The 1,670-nt window shown below is 49.2% G+C and carries 1 rRNA gene; it reads left to right on the top strand.

Annotation, left to right across the window (positions count from 1 at the left end):
- Window positions 1–26: 26 nt before the first annotated feature.
- A 16S ribosomal RNA gene (locus tag IV67_RS00480) occupies window positions 27–1,604 on the top strand.
- The last annotated feature ends 66 nt before the right edge of the window (window positions 1,605–1,670 follow it).

The raw sequence follows: 1,670 nt of genomic DNA, 5'->3' as shown, positions 1-1,670 counted from the left end.
TTATTAAATTAGTCGCAAGACTAATTCAAAATGAGAGTTTGATCCTGGCTCAGGATGAACGCTGGCGGCGTGCCTAATACATGCAAGTCGAACGCTTTGTGGTTCAACTGATATGAAGAGCTTGCTCGGATTTGAAGATGAACATTGCAAAGAGTGGCGAACGGGTGAGTAACACGTGGGAAACCTACCTCTTAGCGGGGGATAACACTTGGAAACAAGTGCTAATACCGCATAATACTGATAACCGCATGGTTATCAGTTGAAAGATGGTTCTGCTATCACTAAGAGATGGTCCCGCGGTGTATTAGCTAGTTGGTAAGGTAATGGCTTACCAAGGCAATGATACATAGCCGAGTTGAGAGACTGATCGGCCACAATGGGACTGAGACACGGCCCATACTCCTACGGGAGGCAGCAGTAGGGAATCTTCCACAATGGACGAAAGTCTGATGGAGCAACGCCGCGTGTGTGATGAAGGGTTTCGGCTCGTAAAACACTGTTGTAAGAGAAGAATGACATTGAGAGTAACTGTTCAGTGTGTGACGGTATCTTACCAGAAAGGAACGGCTAAATACGTGCCAGCAGCCGCGGTAATACGTATGTTCCAAGCGTTATCCGGATTTATTGGGCGTAAAGCGAGCGCAGACGGTTGTTTAAGTCTGAAGTGAAAGCCCACAGCTTAACTGTGGAAGTGCTTTGGAAACTGGATAACTTGAGTGCAGTAGAGGAGAGTGGAACTCCATGTGTAGCGGTGAAATGCGTAGATATATGGAAGAACACCAGTGGCGAAGGCGGCTCTCTGGACTGTAACTGACGTTGAGGCTCGAAAGTGTGGGTAGCAAACAGGATTAGATACCCTGGTAGTCCACACCGTAAACGATGAGTGCTAGATGTTTGAGGGTTTCCGCCCTTAAGTGTCGCAGCTAACGCATTAAGCACTCCGCCTGGGGAGTACGACCGCAAGGTTGAAACTCAAAGGAATTGACGGGGACCCGCACAAGCGGTGGAGCATGTGGTTTAATTCGAAGCAACGCGAAGAACCTTACCAGCTCTTGACATCCTTTGACCACTTCAGAGATGAAGCTTTCCCTTCGGGGACAAAGTGACAGGTGGTGCATGGTTGTCGTCAGCTCGTGTCGTGAGATGTTGGGTTAAGTCCCGCAACGAGCGCAACCCTTATTACTAGTTGCCAGCATTTAGTTGGGCACTCTAGTGAGACTGCCGGTGACAAACCGGAGGAAGGTGGGGATGACGTCAAATCATCATGCCCCTTATGAGCTGGGCTACACACGTGCTACAATGGCAAGTACAACGAGCAGCTAACCCGCGAGGGTACGCGAATCTCTTAAAACTTGTCTCAGTTCGGATTGTAGGCTGCAACTCGCCTACATGAAGTCGGAATCGCTAGTAATCGCGGATCAGCACGCCGCGGTGAATACGTTCCCGGGTCTTGTACACACCGCCCGTCACACCATGAGAGTTTGTAACACCCAAAGCCGGTGAGGTAACCTTTTAGGAGCCAACCGTCTAAGGTGGGACAGATGATTAGGGTGAAGTCGTAACAAGGTAGCCGTAGGAGAACCTGCGGCTGGATCACCTCCTTTCTAAGGAAAATCGGAGCCTATACATTTGCGTTGAAACGATATTCAGTTTTGAGTGGTTTACACTCA

Source organism: Weissella minor, assembly GCF_001437425.1.
GTDB classification, from domain to species: domain Bacteria; phylum Bacillota; class Bacilli; order Lactobacillales; family Lactobacillaceae; genus Weissella; species Weissella minor.
This window is presented reverse-complemented; position numbering and strand designations above follow the sequence as displayed.